General features: G+C 72.5%; 14 protein-coding genes and 1 riboswitch. Of the genes, 6 read left to right on the top strand and 8 right to left on the bottom strand.

Annotated features, from left to right (window positions below; genetic code table 11):
* Positions 1–61 precede the first annotated feature (61 nt).
* From ACWGKU_RS00660 to ACWGKU_RS00675, 4 genes are all read right to left on the bottom strand, one after another.
* Entirely contained in the window at positions 62–1,834 is a 1,773-nt protein-coding gene (locus ACWGKU_RS00660; protein ID WP_401050364.1) for an ABC transporter substrate-binding protein, read from the bottom strand.
* Positions 1,835–1,914: 80 nt separating this feature from the next.
* Positions 1,915–2,904: an ABC transporter permease gene (locus tag ACWGKU_RS00665; RefSeq protein ID WP_359901496.1), complete on the bottom strand. Its 990-nt coding sequence runs from the start codon at positions 2,902–2,904 to the stop codon at positions 1,915–1,917.
* A 445-nt stretch (positions 2,905–3,349) separates the two neighbouring features.
* Entirely contained in the window at positions 3,350–4,276 is a 927-nt protein-coding gene (locus tag ACWGKU_RS00670) for an enhanced serine sensitivity protein SseB C-terminal domain-containing protein (protein WP_401050363.1), read from the bottom strand.
* Between the two features lie 117 nt (positions 4,277–4,393).
* On the bottom strand, positions 4,394–5,197 hold the full coding sequence (locus ACWGKU_RS00675; protein ID WP_401050362.1) for an enhanced serine sensitivity protein SseB C-terminal domain-containing protein: 804 nt from the start codon (positions 5,195–5,197) through the stop codon (positions 4,394–4,396).
* A 257-nt stretch (positions 5,198–5,454) separates the two neighbouring features.
* Positions 5,455–5,556, top strand: a riboswitch (glycine riboswitch).
* 228 nt (positions 5,557–5,784) lie between these two features.
* On the opposite strand from ACWGKU_RS00675, the gene gcvT reads away from it, so the two are divergent.
* From gcvT to ACWGKU_RS00695, 4 genes are all read left to right on the top strand, one after another.
* On the top strand, positions 5,785–6,906 hold the full coding sequence (gene gcvT / locus ACWGKU_RS00680) for a glycine cleavage system aminomethyltransferase GcvT (RefSeq protein WP_401054521.1): 1,122 nt from the start codon (positions 5,785–5,787) through the stop codon (positions 6,904–6,906).
* Positions 6,907–7,006: 100 nt separating this feature from the next.
* On the top strand, positions 7,007–7,387 hold the full coding sequence (gene gcvH / locus ACWGKU_RS00685; RefSeq protein ID WP_359901485.1) for a glycine cleavage system protein GcvH: 381 nt from the start codon (positions 7,007–7,009) through the stop codon (positions 7,385–7,387).
* 80 nt (positions 7,388–7,467) lie between these two features.
* Positions 7,468–8,736: a serine hydroxymethyltransferase gene (gene glyA, locus ACWGKU_RS00690; protein WP_452176989.1), complete on the top strand. Its 1,269-nt coding sequence runs from the start codon at positions 7,468–7,470 to the stop codon at positions 8,734–8,736.
* 162 nt (positions 8,737–8,898) lie between these two features.
* Positions 8,899–10,266, top strand: coding sequence for an L-serine ammonia-lyase (locus ACWGKU_RS00695; protein WP_380538136.1), 1,368 nt, complete (start codon positions 8,899–8,901; stop codon positions 10,264–10,266).
* Positions 10,267–10,346: 80 nt separating this feature from the next.
* On the opposite strand, the gene ACWGKU_RS00700 is transcribed toward ACWGKU_RS00695, so the two are convergent.
* Both ACWGKU_RS00700 and ACWGKU_RS00705 read right to left on the bottom strand, forming a co-directional pair.
* Entirely contained in the window at positions 10,347–11,996 is a 1,650-nt protein-coding gene (locus ACWGKU_RS00700) for an MDR family MFS transporter (protein ID WP_452176990.1), read from the bottom strand.
* Between the two features lie 22 nt (positions 11,997–12,018).
* Entirely contained in the window at positions 12,019–12,627 is a 609-nt protein-coding gene (locus ACWGKU_RS00705) for an NADPH-dependent FMN reductase (protein WP_452176991.1), read from the bottom strand.
* Positions 12,628–12,772: 145 nt separating this feature from the next.
* On the opposite strand from ACWGKU_RS00705, the gene ACWGKU_RS00710 reads away from it, so the two are divergent.
* Positions 12,773–13,525 (top strand): TetR/AcrR family transcriptional regulator, encoded by a 753-nt coding sequence (locus ACWGKU_RS00710; RefSeq protein WP_452176992.1) that lies wholly within the window; start codon positions 12,773–12,775, stop codon positions 13,523–13,525.
* Positions 13,526–13,559: 34 nt separating this feature from the next.
* Here the strand turns inward: ACWGKU_RS00710 and ACWGKU_RS00715 are convergent, their stop codons facing one another.
* Entirely contained in the window at positions 13,560–14,012 is a 453-nt protein-coding gene (locus ACWGKU_RS00715; RefSeq protein WP_401056009.1) for a nuclear transport factor 2 family protein, read from the bottom strand.
* Positions 14,013–14,173: 161 nt separating this feature from the next.
* Positions 14,174–15,118, bottom strand: a complete 945-nt coding sequence (locus ACWGKU_RS00720; RefSeq protein WP_452176993.1) for an EamA family transporter — start codon at positions 15,116–15,118, stop codon at positions 14,174–14,176.
* Between the two features lie 436 nt (positions 15,119–15,554).
* Between ACWGKU_RS00720 and ACWGKU_RS00725 the strand changes: the two genes are divergently transcribed.
* Positions 15,555–16,814, top strand: a complete 1,260-nt coding sequence (locus tag ACWGKU_RS00725; protein WP_452176994.1) for a hypothetical protein — start codon at positions 15,555–15,557, stop codon at positions 16,812–16,814.
* Positions 16,815–16,825: the final 11 nt, after the last annotated feature.

Here is a 16,825-nt window from a genome sequence, read left to right on the forward strand (position 1 = left end):
CTTCCGGACGGCGGCGGGCGCCGCTGCCTTCACCTGCCTTCAGGGATGCGGAGCCAGGCTCTTACTTGGTGGAGCCGATGTTCAGGTAGTCGTACTCACCCGAGAACGCCGAGGTGGAGACCAGGTTGGTGGCGTTGTCCGGGCGGTACAGGAAGACCTTGAAGTAGGTCAGCGGGACGTAGACCGCCTGCTCCATGACCTTCTTGTCGACGTCGCCGTAGATCTTCTCGCGGGCGCCCTTGTCGGGGTTGATCGCGGCGTCGTCGATCAGCTTGTTGACGGCGGAGTCGTTCAGCTGGGCCAGGTTGTTGTTGCCGGACGGCTTGATGGTGCGGCCGTCGACGATCTGCTGGAGGAAGCCGTAGCCGGTCGGCCAGTCGGCGCCCCACTGCATCATCATCAGGCCGATGTTGTGCTCGGCCGCGAACTGCGGGGACCCGGCGGCGTCCTGCAGGTACTTGCCCTGCGGGTACTGCTGGATCTCGGCGTTGATGCCGACCTTCTTCAGCGCGGCCTGGATCGAGGTGGCCGCGGCGACCTCGGTGGCGCGCTCGGTGCGGGCCGACAGGACGGTGTTGATGCCGCCCTCCTTGCCGCAGGCCTTCAGGGCTTCCTTGGCCTTGGCCTCGTCGCCCTTGTTGTCCTTGGTCTCGTACAGGTTGAAGTCCTGGTGGCCCGCGATGTCCGGCGGGAGGACCGTGTTGGCGATCTGGCCGCGGATCGGGCCGCCGAGCGCGGTCTGCACCGAGACCTTGTCGATCGCGTACTGGACGGCCTTGCGGCACTCGACGTTGTCGAACGGCGCGAGCTTGGAGTTGATCGCCATGTACACCAGACGGCCGCCGTAGGCGTTGTCGGTGCTGGCCTTCAGCTTCGGGTTCTGCAGGATCTGCGCCTGGGTCTGCGGGTCGACGCCGCCGCCCACCAGGTCGACCTGGGCGTTGCCGGCCAGCAGGTCCTTGTCGATGGTGGCCTGGTCGATGTTGAACTTGAGCACGATCTTGTCCGCGAGCTGCTTGCGGATCGGGTCGGTGCTCTGGTCCCAGTTGGTGTTCGGCACCAGGACGGCCTGCTTGCCGTCCTCGTAGGACTCGAACTTGTAGGAGCCCGAGGACGCGATCTTCTTCACGTACTCCGCACCGGTGTCCTTGGCCTGCGGGACGGGCACCGTCTCCGGGGCGCTGACCAGGTAGTCGAAGTCGGCGAAGGGGTGCTGCAGGTGGAAGACGATCGTGGTGTCGTCGGGCGTCTCGATCGAGTTGAGGCCGCCCTCCTTGTCCTTGTACGGCCCCGCGTACGGCGTGGCGTTGTCGACCAGCAGATCGTGGAAGTACACCGGGCCGTTGGAGTTCACGTCCAGCGCGTAGTTCGAGCGCTCGATGGCGTACTTGACGTCCTTCGAGGAGATCGGGGTGCCGTCGTCGTACTTCAGGCCCTTGCGGAGCTTGTACGTCCAGGTCAGGCCGTCCGCGCTCTGCTGGCCCATCGACTCGGCGAGGTCCGGGACGAGCTTGTTGCCCTCCTCCCCCGGCGCCGGGTTGAAGGTGGTCAGCGGCCGGCCGTACAGACGCGAGAAGTTGTAGATGTACGCGTAGTACGTGTTGCCCGGGTCGAGCGAGTCGGGGGTGCCCTTCATCTCGTAGGTCACCGTCCCGCCCTTCTTGTCCGAGGCGTTGACGATGCCCTTGGTGGCCGCGTTGGCACCGGAGCCGCCCTCGGCGGAGCCGGAGGCCGTGGAGGACCCTCCGCTCTTCGACGAACTGGTGCAACCGGTCACGACCAGGACCGCGGCGGCAGCCGCCGCGGTCAGGGCGACGGTACGGGACCTACGCATGGGTGAGATCAACCCCTTGAGGATGTGGAGGAGGGATTCTGACGCACCGTCGAGTGACGAGTGGTCCGAGTGACACAGGGTCAGTTGTTCTTGGGGTCGAGGGCGTCGCGCAGCCCGTCGCCGAGCAGGTTGAAGGCGAGCACGGTGACGAAGATCGCCAGACCGGGGACCACCATGTACTGGGGGTCCACCTGGTAGTACCGGATCGCGTCCTGGAGCATCCCGCCCCAGGAGGCCTGCGGGGGCTGGATGCCGACGCCGAGGAAGCTCAGCCCGGCCTCGAAGAGGATGTTGGTCGGGATCAGCAGGGTCGAGTAGACCAGGATCGGACCGACCAGGTTGGGCAGCAGTTCCTTGAACAGGATGAACGGTCCGCGCGCGCCCAGGCTGCGGGCCGCGTGGACGAACTCCCGCTCGCGCAGCGACAGCGTCTGGCCGCGCACGATCCGGCCCATGTAGGGCCAGTTGAAGAAGCCGATCACGAAGATCAGCACCAGCATGTGCAGCGGCAGGCCGTGCAGGCCGAACGCGCCGCCCTGGAGCGAGGTCGAGATCGCGATGGCGAAGAGCAGCAGCGGGAACGCCAGGAAGACGTCCATCACCCGGCTGATCAGGGTGTCCACCCAGCCGCCGTAGTAGCCGGCCATGATGCCGAGCACGGTGCCGATGGTGTTGGACAGCAGGGTCGCGCCGAAGGCGACCAGCAGGGAGACCCAGGAGCCCTCGATGACGCGGGTGAGCAGGTCACGGCCCTGGAGGGGGTCGACGCCGAGCGGGTGGTCCCAGCTCATACCGCCCCAGTCGCCGAACGGCAGACCGCCGAGGTCGGCGTCCAGCAGGTCCTGGTGGAGGGCGTCCGGGTCGAGCCCGAACATCGACTCGATCGGCTTGGCGAGCACGGCGAGCAGGATCAGCAGGATCACCACGACGCCGCCGGCGACGGCGGCCTTGTCCCGCTTGAAGCGGGTCCAGGCGATCTGGCCGAGGGAGCGGCCCTCGATCTTCTTGGCCGGGCTTGCGGTGGCGGGTGCCTCCGGATCGTTCCCGGCGGTGGTCACGGTTGCGGTCATGGTCAGTTGGTCCCCTCGCCGACGGTGGCCGGCCCACGGGTGCCGGTCGCCGGCTTCGGCGGTGCGGCTGCGGACGTGCGGAGGTGCTTAGGAGGAGCGGGTGTTGACGGCAGTGCGTCGTGCACAGGCACTGCCACCACGCGGGATGGGCGTCGCGTGGGCGGACTGTCGGCGTGCGCGCTCGCCCTTGTGGGGTTCAAGCACGCGCGGTGCGTTGCGCAGAACTCTCTGCCATCCGAACTGGCTTGCGCCAGCCCTGCCAACCGACAGATGCCCAACTGTGATCTGCGTGCATGCACCTCCCCGGTCTTCGGCATATACCTCTTCACATGGCTGTAACTGCCATGTCAAGATGACCGGAGCACACATCCGGAAATTCGTCCGGAAAGCATCGAAGCCGACTTGACGGACAATCAAGTCGGCTTCGGGGAATGAGTTTTGGGAATCAGCGCCCGGGGTAGCCGGGCCACGGCCGCTGCGGCGGCTGCTGCTGCCAGCCCTGCGCCGGCGGCTGGGTGCCGTACCCGTAACCCGGCATCGACTGCCCCGGGTACGGCGGCGGGGGCACCGGCGGGTACGGACCGGTCGGCGGGCGGCCCGCCTCCCGGTCGAAGAACGGCCGCGCGTTGGCGCGCATCCACAGCGCCACCGGGTCGTACTCGTCCGACATCGCCACCGTCGACACCGCGAGCCCCTCCGGGGCCACCGCGATCGCGCGCTGCATCAGCGCCCGCACCGCCTCCACCGCCGGCGGCGAACTCTCGTACAGGTCGAGGCCGATGGCCAGGTACGGCTCCCCCACTGCGGGCTGCACCCAGGCCCGGCGCAGGGCCCGCACGGCGCGCACCTCGGCGGCCTGCCGCTCCAGCAGCGCGAAGAACGACTGGGCGTTCAGCTGCGGCTCGCTCAGCTTCAACGGCCCGGCCGGCAGCCGGTCCAGGCCCGCGGCGACCCGCCGCAGGTCCGCCCAGGGCACGCCGACGCCGCCGCCGGGCGCGTGCGGGTTGAGCCACAGGCCCCAGCGGGTGCGGTAGAGCGAGGCCGCGATCTCCCGGCCGGAGATGACCTCGTGGGCCCGCGCCCAGCCGGAGGCGGTCAGCTGCTCGGACGAGGTGACGGCCGGCGCGTAGCCGTGGCCGCTGATCTCCATGTTCCCGTACTGGGCGTCCGGGCTGCCCGGCGTGCCGTGCCACAGCAGCATCCAGACCTGGCCGTCCGCCAGCGCGTGCAGCAGCCCCTCGTACGCGTCGTAGCGCTCCGGCGCGACGTCGCGCAGGGCGCGCTCCAACGCGCCGGGATCAGCTCCCGGGCGCCCGGCCGGTGCCTGGCCCCAGGGCCCCGGCACACCGCCCGCTCCCGTTCCCGCACTCATGCGCCCACCTCGCCGCGCCTCTTTCCCTCAACCCGCCGGCCCGTCGGCCGTCTGCACGCACCCTATGGCGCTGCACCGGCCACCGCCACGGCGACGTGCCTTTGATACGAACCCCGCTCAGCCCCGCGAATAGAACGGCAGTACCCGGGTGAGCAGCCACTCGACCACCGGGTCGTCGGCGAGGTCGAGCAGTACGAGGTGGACGCCGCCGGGCAGCGGCGCGGTTCCCAGCGCTCGGCCGAGCGCGTCGTTCACCGCGGCCGGATCGGCCGGTGCCGCCGGGTCCAGCTGGACGCCCACGAACATCACGGTCGGCTCGCCCTCGATGCTGGCCAGCGCCCTGCGGGCGGTCAACACTCCCGGCAGTGACGACAGTTCGCCCCGGCAGGCGGCCAGGAAGTGCTCCGGGTCCTCGCCCGGCACCGGCTCGCGCAGCGCCACCCGGCCTCCGGTCGGCGCCGTGGCGTCGTCGGCGGCCTCCCAGCGGTCCCCGCGCGGACCGCGGCGCAGCTCGGCGACCCCCTGCGGCGGCACCGGGATGCCCACGGCCGCGTCCGGGTTCACCGCGATGCCCACGCCCAGCGGCAACCCGCGGGCGAACTCCCACACCGGCGCCACCGCGAAGGCCATCCCCGGCGCCTGCTGGAGGAACACCTCCTGCGAGGAGAACACCGGCACGTACGGGTCACCGCCCAGCTCGACGGTCGGCAGGTCCAGCGCCTGTCCCTGCGGATCGGCCCCGGCCGGCAGCGGCACCCACACCTGGCTGCGCGCCAGCACCTCGATCACCCTCGGCGTCGCGCCCGGGTCGCCCAGGGCCGCGGTCAGCACCTGCTCCAGCTCGTTGGCCGGCCAGGAACCGCCCGCCGGCGCCTCCTGCGGTCCGCCCCACTCCTGCTGCTGCTCCACCGGGTACCCCATGCGCCGCCGATCCCGCCCTCTGCCGCTCGGCCGCCCTCTGCTGCGCCGACGCGCAGCAGTCTAGGGCCCCGGGGCCTCCCCTTTAGGGCTCGTGTTCGGGTGCCCCGCGGGCCCCGGTCCCGGGTGCCGCCCCGGGCCCGCGTCCGGGTGCCGCGCGGTGTGACCGGGTCCCCTCTCCCCTCGCCGTCCCGGACGTGCCATGATGTGCCCGTCCGACGGCATGCGCCGCGGGCCCCCACAACTCCATACCGGCCGCTCGAACCCGCGCGGGAGAGCCCGGAGTGCCGTTCAGGCACAGCCGGCGCCGAAGGAGCAAGTCCTCCCCGGAATCTCTCAGGCACCCCTACCGCACGGGTTAGGCACATCTGGAAAGCGGCGCCCGGCCCTGTCGTGCGCCCACCCACGGTGCAAGCCGTCATGCTGTCCCCCAAGCTGGAAACAGCTGCGGGCGGTGGGCGGTGAAGCTCTCAGGTTCGACGACAGATGGGGAGACCCACGCCGCCGCATGCCCGCGCGCAGGGTCGAACCCGAGCGGGTCCGGTCCGGCGCGTGCACCCCTGAGTGCCCCGACCGAGGAGTTCCTGGCCATGTCGTCCCTCCGCCTGACCGCGCTCGACGCGCTGCACCGCGCCCTCGGCGCGACCATGACCGACTTCGCCGGCTGGGACATGCCGCTGCGCTACGGCAGCGAGCGCGAGGAGCACCTCGCGGTCCGCACCCAGGCCGGCCTGTTCGACCTCTCGCACATGGGCGAGATCACCGTCACCGGCCCGCAGGCGGGCGAGATGCTGGACCACGCGCTGGTCGGCTTCGTCTCCGCGCTGGGCGTGCTGCGCGCCCGCTACACCATGATCTGCGCCGAGGACGGCGGCATCCTGGACGACCTGATCGTCTACCGCCTGCGCGAGGACGCCTTCCTGGTCGTCGCCAACGCCTCCAACGCCCAGCTGGTCCTCGACGAGCTGATCGCCCGCGCCAAGGGCTTCGACGCCGTCGTCACCGACGACCGCGACACCTACGCGCTGATCGCCGTCCAGGGCCCGGAGGCCACCGGCATCCTGGCGAAGACCACCGACGCCGACCTGCCCGGCCTGAAGTACTACGCGATCCTCCCGGCCCGGGTGGCCGACCGCGACGTGCTGCTCGCCCGCACCGGCTACACCGGTGAGGACGGCTTCGAGATCTTCTGCCGGCCGGCCGACGCCGAGCCGGTCTGGCAGGCGCTGACCGCCGCGGGCGAGGGCCACGGCCTGATCCCGTGCGGCCTGTCCTGCCGCGACACGCTGCGCCTGGAGGCCGGCATGCCGCTGTACGGGCACGAGCTGTCCACCGACCTCACCCCGTTCGACGCCGGCCTGGGCCGGGTCGTCCGCTTCGACAAGACCACCAACGAGGGCGCCTTCATCGGCCGCAAGGCGCTGGAGCAGGCCGCCGCCGCGGCCGAGACCAACCCGCCCAAGGTGCTGGTCGGCCTGGTCTCCGAGGGCAAGCGGGTGCCGCGCGCCGAGTACACCGTGGTCTCCACCGAGGGCGAGCCGATCGGCCGGATCACCTCCGGCGCGCCGTCCCCGACCCTGGGCAAGCCGATCGCGATGGCCTACGTCGACGCCGCCCACGCCGTCCCCGGCACCACCGTCGCGGTGGACGTGCGCGGCAAGCACGAGCCCGTCCAGGTCGTGGCGCTGCCGTTCTACAAGCGCGCCCGCTGAGCCTTCGCCGGGGCCCCCGTTTTTCCGTTTGCGCACGTCGCGGCCGTCCGCGCGGCGGCCCGCTTCGTCGTACCCGCTTCCCATCCTGGAGAATGACGCCATGAGCAACCCCCAGCACCTGCAGTACACCAAGGAGCACGAGTGGCTGACCGCGGCCGCGGACGGTGTCTCCACGGTCGGCATCACGGAGCACGCCGCCACCGCCCTCGGTGACATCGTCTACGTGCAGCTGCCCGAGGTCGGCGAGACCGTGACCGCCGGCGAGACCTGTGGCGAGCTGGAGTCCACCAAGTCGGTCAGCGACCTGTACTCCCCGGTGACCGGCGAGGTCACCGAGATCAACCAGGACGTCATCGACGACCCGGCCTCCGTGAACGCGGACCCGTTCGGGAACGCCTGGCTGTTCAAGGTGCGCGTCGAGGCCACCGACGAGCTGCTCAGCGCCGACGAGTACGACGCGCTCATCAACCCCCAGGGCTGAGCCACCCGACGGGACGGGCCGCACACGGCGGTCCGCCCCGCCCCGGCCCCTTTCCCTCCTCCTCCCGGGAAGACCACACCATGACGGTTCTCAACCAGTCCCTGCACGCCCTCGACCCGGAGATCGCCGCCGCGGTCGACGCCGAGCTGCACCGCCAGCAGACCACCCTGGAGATGATCGCCTCCGAGAACTTCGCCCCGGTGGCGGTCATGGAGGCCCAGGGCTCGGTGCTGACCAACAAGTACGCGGAGGGCTACCCCGGCCGCCGCTACTACGGCGGCTGCGAGCACGTCGACGTGGTCGAGCAGATCGCGATCGACCGCATCAAGGCACTGTTCGGCGCCGAGCACGCCAACGTCCAGCCGCACTCCGGCGCGCAGGCCAACGCCGCCGCGATGTTCGCGCTGATCCAGCCGGGTGACACCATCCTGGGCCTGAGCCTGGCCCACGGCGGTCACCTGACCCACGGCATGAAGATCAACTTCTCCGGCAAGCTCTACACCGTGGCCGCGTACCACGTGGACGAGAAGACCGGCCAGGTCGACATGGCCGAGGTCGAGCGCCTCGCCAAGGAGCACCAGCCGAAGCTGATCATCGCCGGCTGGTCGGCCTACCCGCGCCAGCTCGACTTCGCCGCGTTCCGCCGGATCGCCGACGAGGTCGGCGCGCTGCTCATGGTGGACATGGCGCACTTCGCCGGCCTGGTGGCCGCCGGGCTGCACCCGAACCCGGTGCCGTACGCGGACGTGGTCACCACCACCACCCACAAGACCCTGGGCGGCCCGCGCGGCGGCGTCATCCTGTCCAAGGCCGAGTACGCCAAGAAGATCAACTCCGCGGTCTTCCCCGGCCAGCAGGGCGGCCCGCTGGAGCACGTGATCGCCGGCAAGGCGGTCGCCTTCAAGGTCGCGGCCTCGGAGGAGTTCAAGGAGCGCCAGCAGCGCACCCTGGACGGCGCCCGCATCCTCGCCGAGCGCCTGCTCCAGGCCGACGTGGCCGAGGCCGGCGCCAGCGTGCTCTCCGGCGGCACCGACGTCCACCTGGTCCTGGTCGACCTGCGCAACAGCCAGCTCGACGGCCAGCAGGCCGAGGACCGCCTGCACGAGGTCGGCATCACCGTCAACCGCAACGCGATCCCGAACGACCCGCGCCCGCCGATGGTCACCTCGGGCCTGCGCATCGGCACCCCGGCCCTGGCCACCCGCGGCTTCCAGGCCGAGGACTTCCGCGAGGTCGCCGACATCATCGCCGAGGCGCTCAAGCCCGCCTTCGACGAGACCGTCGCCGCCGCGCTGAAGGCCCGGGTCACCGCCCTGGCCGACAAGTACCCGCTGTACCCGAACCTCTGATCACTCCGGTGATCGTTCGGGCGGGGTGACCGGCCTCACCCCTCCGGCGTACCTGGCACCCCGGGGCACCGCGCACACTGGACAGTGCGCGCGGTGCCCCGTCCCGTGTCGGCCCCTCCCTGCCCGCAAGTCCTTCCACGAGACCAGACAAGGACGTCCCCCGTGGCCATCAGCGTCTTCGACCTCTTCTCCATCGGCATCGGCCCGTCGAGCTCCCACACCGTGGGTCCGATGCGCGCCGCCCGGATGTTCGCCCGCCGACTGCGCTCCGAAGGCCTCCTGGACGGGGTGACGGGGGTGCGCGCCGAGCTGTACGGCTCGCTCGGCGCCACCGGCCACGGCCACGGCACCCCGAAGGCCGTCCTGCTGGGCCTGGAGAACGCCTCGCCCCGCACCGTCGACGTCGACCAGGCCGACAAGGACGTCGAGCGGATCATCGCCGAGAAGCGGATCAACCTGGTCGGCGAGCACACCATCGACTTCGACCCGGACACCCAGCTGGTCCTGCACCGCCGCCGCTCGCTGCCGTACCACGCCAACGGCATGACCCTGTGGGCGTACGCGGCGGACGGCTCGACCCTGCTGGAGAAGACCTACTACTCGGTCGGCGGCGGCTTCGTGGTGGACGAGGACGCGATCGGCGCGGACCGGGTCAAGCCCGACGACACCGCGCTGAAGTACCCCTTCCGCACCGGTGACGAGCTGCTGCGGCTCAGCCGGGAGACCGGCCTGTCGATCTCCGGCCTGATGCTGGAGAACGAGAAGGCCTGGCGCAGCGAGGAGGAGATCCGGACCGGTCTGCTGGAGATCTGGTCCGTGATGCAGGAGTGCGTGCGGGCCGGCATGTCCCGCGAGGGCATCCTGCCGGGCGGGCTGAAGGTCCGCCGCCGGGCCGCGTCCGGCGCCCGTGCGCTGCGCGCCGAGGGCATCGGGCCGGCCAACGCGATGGAGTGGGTGACCCTCTACGCGATGGCCGTCAACGAGGAGAACGCCTCCGGGCGCCGGGTGGTCACCGCGCCGACCAACGGCGCCGCCGGGATCATCCCGGCCGTCCTGCACTACTACCTGAACTTCATCCCGGGCGCCGACGACGACGGCATCGTCCGCTTCCTGCTCGCGGCCGGCGCCATCGGCATGCTCTTCAAGGAGAACGCCTCCATCTCCGGCGCCGAGGTCGGCTGCCAGGGCGAGGTCGGCTCCGCCTGCTCGATGGCCGCGGGCGGCCTCGCCGAGGTCCTCGGCGGCACCCCCGAGCAGGTCGAGAACGCCGCCGAGATCGGCATCGAGCACAACCTCGGCCTCACCTGCGACCCGGTCGGCGGCCTGGTCCAGATCCCCTGCATCGAGCGCAACGGCATGGCGTCCGTCAAGGCCGTCACCGCGGCCCGGATGGCCCTGCGCGGCGACGGACGGCACCACGTCTCGCTGGACAAGGCGATCAAGACGATGAAGGAGACCGGGGCCGACATGAAGATCAAGTACAAGGAGACCTCGCGCGGCGGCCTCGCCGTGAACGTCATCGAGTGCTGATCACCCGCTGATCCCGACAGCCTGACGGCCCCCGGCGGAGTCCTGCTCCGCCGGGGGCCGTTTCGCGTGCCTCGGACGCGTCAGGCCTTCGTCTCCGCCCGGGCATCGGCCCGGGCTTCGGCCGGGGCATCGGCCGGGGCATCGGTCCGGGTTCCGGCTCCGGCCGGCTCCGGGGCCCGGCGCGGGCGGACCAGGCAGGCGAGGGCGGTCGCCGCGGCCGCCAGCAGGACCCCGCCCACGACCGTGCCGTGCAGGCCGCCGGTGACCGCCGCCCCGACGGCGTCGCGGACCTCCGCCGGGAGGCCGTCGAGGGAGGCCGGGGTCAGCCCGCCGCCGGTGAGCCGGCCAGCCTCGGCGGACCCGAGGCGCTCCGTGAGGGAGTCCGTGAGCCGCGCCGTGTAGACCGCGCCGAGCGCCGCCATGCCGAGCGAGCCGCCGATGCTCCGCAGCAGCGTGACCACGCCCATCGCCGCGCCCATGTCCTGGGGCGGCACGGCCCCCATCGAGGTCAGCAGGGTGCTCTGCATCACCAGGCCGAGGCCGATCCCGGCGACTGCCGTGAGGGCCGAGGCCAGGGCGATCGGGGTGTCGGTGCGCAGGAGCAGCAGCAGTGCGCCGCCGGCCAGGGTGAGCGCGCCGCCCAGCAGCGGGTAGCGCCGCTCGCCGCCCGGCCGGCCCATCAGCCGCGCCGTCACCAGCTGGGTGCCCATCATGCCGAGCATCAGCGGCAGCAGGAGCAGGCCGCCGGCGGTGGGTGAGGCGCCCCGGGCCAGTTGCAGGTAGAGCGGCAGGTAGCCGACCAGAGCGATCATCACCGCGCCGGTGAGGAAGCCGAGCACCTGCGCCACCGTGAAGTTGCGGTCGCGGAACAGCGCGGGCGGGATCAGCGGCCCGGGGGCGCGCAGTTCGGTCCGGACGAACCAGCCCAGCGCGACCAGCGCGACGAGCGCCGTGCCGAGGAGCACCGGGGAGGTCCAGGAGTAGGCGGCGCCGCCCCAGCTGCCGACCAGGGTGAGCGCGAGGATGCCGGTGGTCAGCAGGACGACCCCGGCCCAGTCGAACGGGGCGCGCACCCGCTCGGTCCGCAGCCGTACCCCGACGCCGACCGCGAGCAGCGCGACCAGCCCGACCGGCAGGTTGACGTAGAAGGCCCAGCGCCAGCTCAGCCGTTCGGTGAGGAAGCCGCCGAGCAGCGGTCCGCCGACGAAGGCGATCGGCATCAGCACGCCGACCACCGACTGCACCCGCGCCCGGTCGGAGGCGGGGACGAGCACCCCGATCACCGAGAGCGCGCCGACCATCAGCCCGCCCGCGCCGATCCCCTGGAGGCCCCGGAAAGCGATCAACTGCCCCATGTCCTGGGCGAGTCCGGCCAGCACCGAGCCCGCCAGGAACACCACCACCGCCCACTGGTAGGCGCCCTTGCGCCCGTACAGGTCGCCGAGCCGGCCCCAGAGCGGGGTGGCCGCGGCGGAGGTCAGCAGGTAGGCGGTGACCGCCCAGGAGAGGTGCTCCAGTCCGCCGAGGTCGCCGACGACGGTCGGCAGCGCGGTGCCGATGATCTGCCCGTCGAGGGCCGAGAGGAAGATGCCGAGCATCAGCCCGATGACACCGAGCAACGGCGGCTTGGGCCGCTCCTCGGCCTGCCTCTCGGCCTGACCCTCGGCCTGGCTCTCGGCCTGGCCCTCGGCCTGGCTCTCGATCTGGCTCTCGGCCGGTTCCGTGGCCATGGTCTCCGCCCCCTGCCCCGGCTCAGGCCGCGAACGGGCGGGCCCGGCGGGCGTCCCGCAGTGCCTGGGCCCACCAGACGAGCTGGTCGAGCATGGTCTTGGCGGCGGCGTCGGCGGCCGGGTCGATCGCCTTGCCGTCGGCGTCGAAGCGCTGGCCGGCGCCGTGGAAGCTGACCGTGTTGCGGATCGTCGCGGCGTTCAGCTCGGCCAGCACCACCCGGAGCTGTTCGACGGCCCGCAGGCCCCCGGACAGGCCGCCGTACGAGACGAAGGCGACCGGCTTGCCGTGCCACTGCCGGTTGTGCCAGTCGATGGCGTTCTTCAGCGGGGCCGGGAAGCTGTGGTTGTACTCGGGCGTGACGATCACGAAGGCGTCGGCCGCTTCCAGTCGGGGCGATACGGCGGCCAGCAACTCGGCGTCGCCCGGCGGAAGTTCACCGCCGAACGACGGGAAGGTGGTGGGCAGTGGGGTCTCCACCAGGTCGATCCGGTCGGCGGTCAGGTCGCCGTGGGCCTCCAGGTGGCCGAGCAGCCAGTCGGTGACCACCGGGCCGAAGCGGCCCTCGCGGGTGCTGCCGACGAGGACGGCGACCTTCAGGCTCTGCTCCATCAGGCTCTGCTCCGTGGACATGGGAATCCCCCTCCGGGACAACTGCTGTGTACGGCGTATCTGTCGGATACAACGTACACATCGGCGCGTACGTCGTCCACTGTGGATACGCCGTACACGCGGAGTGCTACGGTGGGCCCGACCCCAGTCGGAAGGAGCCCGCCCCGTGCCCGCTCAACAGGCCCCAGCCGGGGACACCCCCGCCGGCGACGACAGGCCCCCGGTCTCGCTCTGGGAGCGCCTGGCCCGCCCGGCCCCCGCACCGCGCACCACCCTGACCCCGCAGCGGATCGCCGAGGCCGCCGTCGCCGTCGCCGACGCCGAGGGCCTGGAGGCCGTCACCATGCGCCGACTGGCCGCCGAACTCGGCGTCGCCCCGATGGCCGCCTACCGGTACGTCTCCGGCAAGGACGAGCTCATCGAGCTGATGGTCGACTTCGTCTACGGCCGGCTCCCGCTGGGCACCCCCGCCGAGGGCTGGCGGGACACCATGCGCGCCCTGGCCCTCAACCTGCGGGCCATGCACCTGGCCCACCCGTGGACCGTCCGGACGGCCACCCCGTTCTCCCTCAGCCCCCACCAACTCGCCGTCCCCGAGCACGCGTTCGCCGCCCTGGCCGAACACGGCCTGGACGCCGACACCACCATGGCGGTGTTCCGCACCGTCACCGGCTACGTCCACGGCTCGGTCACCACCGAGGTCACCCTGAACACCCTGCGCCGCGAGCGCGGATGGTCCGACGGCGACCAGACCCGGGCCGGCCTCGCCCCCCGGATGAGCTGGCTGATGGGCACCGGCCGCTACCCCAACTACCAGCGCTACCTCCACGCGGCCACCCGCAAGGACGACCCCGACTGGCAGTTCGAGACCGGCCTCGACTGCGTCCTCGACGGCATCGCCGCCCACTTCGCCCTCTGACCGGCCCGCGCCGGAGGCCGGCCCGGCCGACGCCCTACTCCCCGGCCTCCAGCCGCGCGGCGACGGCACCCAGCCGCCCCATCGCATGGGCCACGCCCAGGCCGTCCATGTAGTCCCGGACGTGCACCAGCAGCCCGCCCCGGGACCGCATCACCAGCAGGCCCGGCACGGTGAACGGCTCGCCGGTGCCGGCGTGCGTCCCGACCACCTGCTGCTCGACGGTGAGCACCTCCGGATCGGCCCCCGGGTGGACGGCCACCTCCCGGATCTCCCGCGGCCGCGCCGCGCTCGGACCCCAGATCGCGCGGTACCCGGCCCGGATCTCCTCCCGTCCCCGGTACCGCTCGGGCACCCCGGGGAACAGGAACGGGAACTCGTGCACCCCGTCCTCCGCGTAGAGGTCGGCCAGGGCGTCCGCGTCCAGGTCGAGCATCGCCCGCCGGTAGCGGGCGAGCAGGTCGAGCGGGCCGGTGGCGTTGTCGGGCATGACGGGGATCCCCTCGTACGGCAAGGACGTCGGCGGCCCCGGTCGGGCCCGCCGCCGGCAAGCCCAACAGACGGGACCGCCGCCGGCAACCGGGTTCCGCGAACTTGCCTCTGCCGCACGGGAAGTCGGCCCGGCCGACGTCCCACGCAGGGGCGTCGGGCCTACCGCCGGGCGGGGAGCGCCAGGAAGGCCAGGCCGGCGGCGAGGACGGCGAGGCCGCACCAGGAGAGCGCCGGCAGGCGCTCGCCCAGGGCGGCCACGCCGAGCACCGCCGCGACGGCCGGTTCGGCGAGGGTCAGGGTGGTGGCGGTCTGGGCGGTGGTGTGCCGCAGGCCGTGGCCGAACAGCCAGTACGCGAGGAAGGTGGTGACCACCGCGAGGTGCAGCACCACGCCCGCCCCGCGCGCCGAGGCGAGCCACTCCAGGTCACCCGCGAGCAGCACCGGCAGCACGATCAGCGCCCCGCCGCCGAACATCGCGCCCATCACCCCGCCCGAGGGGTGCCCGGCCGTGATCAGCCGCCCGCCGATCAGCGAGTACCCGGCGTACGAGAGCCCCGAGAGCGCCGCCAGCAGCACCCCCAGCGGGTCCACCGCACCGCCGCCCCCGGCGAGTTTCGGGCCCAGCACCAGGAGCGCGCAGCCGAGCACGGCCAGCGCCGTGGCCCCGGCCCACCGCCCGCCCGGCCGCCCCTGCCGGGTGAGCCAGCCGAGCAGCCCGGTGAACACCGGCGCGCTGCCGAGCGCGATCACGGTGGCCACCGCCACGCCCGTACGGCCGACCGCCGGGTAGAAGGTGACCGGATACCCGGCCACCGCGACCGCGCCGGCGGCGAGCAGCCACCGTTCGCGCGGCCCGCACACTCGGGGCAGCACGCGGGCGGCGCGGTCGGTGAGGAGCAGCAGCAGCCCGCCGAGCACCAGCCCGGCGGCCCCGATCCCCGCCGCCGGGGCCCCGCCGGGCGCCAGCGAACTGGCCGTCCCGGTGGTGCCCCAGAGGACGGCGGCGATCAGGATCGGCCCCGCGCCACCGCGCGGGCGGGTGCGGCGGCTGCGGCGGGGAGTCGCGGGAAGGGAACGGGCGGGCGAGGACAAACGATTCGGCACAGTCGTGAACTTCCGTCGTCGAAAACCGTCGGGGGAACTGGTTCCGAGAACGGGCGCACGCCGTCGGCCCACGGCGGCCGCCATCGGGCCGGGCCGGGGTCGCAGGGGTCAAGCCACCGAAGCGCGCGCCCGATCAGGCGCTGAGCGGTGGCAGCACGACGTGCCAGTACAGGTTCACGGGCCCGATGCTATCCGCCCGCGCAGGAACCCGCGTAGGAAGTCGACAGGCCCGACTTCCTGCGCGGCCGCCACCGGACCGGCCGGGGGCGCAGGCGCCCCACCCGCCCCCGGGACGCCGCCCCGCCCCTCCCGGGGGCGCGTTGCCCCACGCGTGCACCGACTGCCGGCCCGGGCCGCGACGTCCGGACGTAGCGGACCGCCCATCCCCCCCTACGCTGAGTAGCGACCCATCGACACATGCCGGAAGGACCCGCCCGTGCGCCGCTCCCGCCTCGCGTTGTCCCTGGTCCTGACCACCGTGGTCGCCTCCGGCCTGGTCGCCGTCGACACCGTTCAGGACGAGCCCTACCTGTCCGTCAGCCTGCCGGTGCTCCGCGACCCGCAGGCCCAGCAGCTGCTCCACCGCATGACGGACCCGGTGCAGGACTGGGTCGAGTCCGGGGATCCGGCGGCCGTCGGCTATGCCGGGACGGTGATCGACCCGGCGAATCAGCGCGCCGACATCTACTGGAAGGGCGAGGCCCCGGCCGAGGTCCGTTCCCTGCTCGACGCGAACGCCGCGAGCGCCGGCCCCGGCTACACCGTCGACGTCCACCGGAGCCCGTACTCCCGCGCCGAGATGCGCGCCGCGATCGACCGGTTCACCGCCGGCGTGGCGCGCGACGCGTGGACGTCGATCGGCCCGCAGGAGGACGGCACCGCCATCGCGATCACGTACGCGCGGGCGAAGGCGAAGCAGCTGACCGGCGGTGACACGGCCGTGCAGGCGTACTCCCGGCAGGCCGCCGAGATCGCCGGGATGCCGGTGACGGCCGGCATCGAGGAGACCCCGGTCGCGCTGTCCGGCAGCCGGCACTCCGACAGCGCGCCGCACTACGCGGGTGCCGAGGTGAGCACCGGAAAGGCGTCGTTCTGCTCGACGGCGTTCAGCGGCTGGAAGGGCGGGACGAAGGTGGTGCTGACCGCCGCGCACTGCGGCGGCGGCCGGTACTACAACGGCACCGGGAGCTACATCGGCGACCTGTCCTCGGTCGGGGACGGCCTGGACGTCGGCATGATCGCGATCAGCGGGAGCGGCGGCGGCCGGTTCTACGACGGCGCCTGGTCGGACAGGGGCGGCTCGTCCCGGCACACGTACGGGGCCGGGCGGAACAACGTCGGGGACCTGATCTGCCTCAGCGGTGCCCAGTCGGGGTGGAAGTGCGACGTGCAGATCAAGCGGGTCGACGTGGAGACGACGAACGACGAGGGCACGAGGATCAAGCCGGTCGACGTCGCGGAGTCGAAGGGCGGCGACCGCCGGGCGATCGCCGCGAAGGGCGACAGCGGCGGCCCGGCACTGGCGAACCCGTCCGGCCCGAACGGCGACATGGAGGCCCGCGGCGTGATCGTGGCCGCCCGGTCGGAGGTCGGCTGCCCGGCCGGATCCACGGCGCACCCGACGACCTGCTACGCGCAGGTGATGTACGTGCCGATGACCCCGGTGGTGAACCGGATGGGCTTCTCGCTCTCCTGACCCGGGGGCCC

Source organism: Kitasatospora sp. NPDC054768 (assembly GCF_053612025.1).